The organism is Clostridium boliviensis (assembly GCF_033342255.1).
Classification (GTDB): domain Bacteria; phylum Bacillota; class Clostridia; order Lachnospirales; family Lachnospiraceae; genus Lacrimispora; species Lacrimispora boliviensis.
Genome location: NZ_JAWONS010000296.1, coordinates 1 through 601, shown reverse-complemented (window position 1 = coordinate 601; position 601 = coordinate 1). Strand labels below are relative to the sequence as shown.

General features: G+C 40.9%; 1 protein-coding gene. It reads right to left on the bottom strand.

What is annotated here, in order from left to right; genetic code table 11:
- Positions 1 to 601 (bottom strand): tyrosine-type recombinase/integrase (locus RZO55_RS21590; RefSeq protein ID WP_318066334.1); only part of this gene is annotated, 601 nt, incomplete at both ends.

Here is a 601-nt window from a genome sequence, read left to right as displayed (position 1 = left end):
AGGCGATGTTCCCAGCCGAGTTCAGTTTCATGTTTGAAAATATGCCGGGAAAGAAAAAAAGTATCAATTGGTTTATCAGCATTTCGTTGCTGCGGAAAAAGCCAGTTCATAGGTTTACCGAAAGCAAACCAATAATCAGTTAAAATAGAAAGAGCTTCTTTGGAAAGAATGGCGAACCGGTCAGAACGATTTTTGCCATGGGAGATATGGATACGCATACGCTTACGGTCGATATCCTGATATTTGAGATGGCAGACTTCACCGATACGCAGCCCGGCAGAGTACATGAGCGCAACCATCGCTTTGTGCTTCAAATCAGGCATGGTTGATATAAAAAGTCGAACCTCATCCTTTGTAGGAACAAAAGGCAGATAGGTATCAAACTTACGTAACGGAAGCTGATAAGGGTTCCAGGGCTTATGAAGGACATAAAGAGTAAAAAAGCGAAGTTGCGAAACACAGGCATTTATGGTGCGGTCAGAAAGAGAACGTTCATTTTGAATAAGTACCACAAAGTCTCGAAGTTCTTGCCAAGAAACATCTTCAGGTTGTTTATGAAGAGTAATTTTCAGATAATCAAGATAAGCTTTAAGATAAGTGG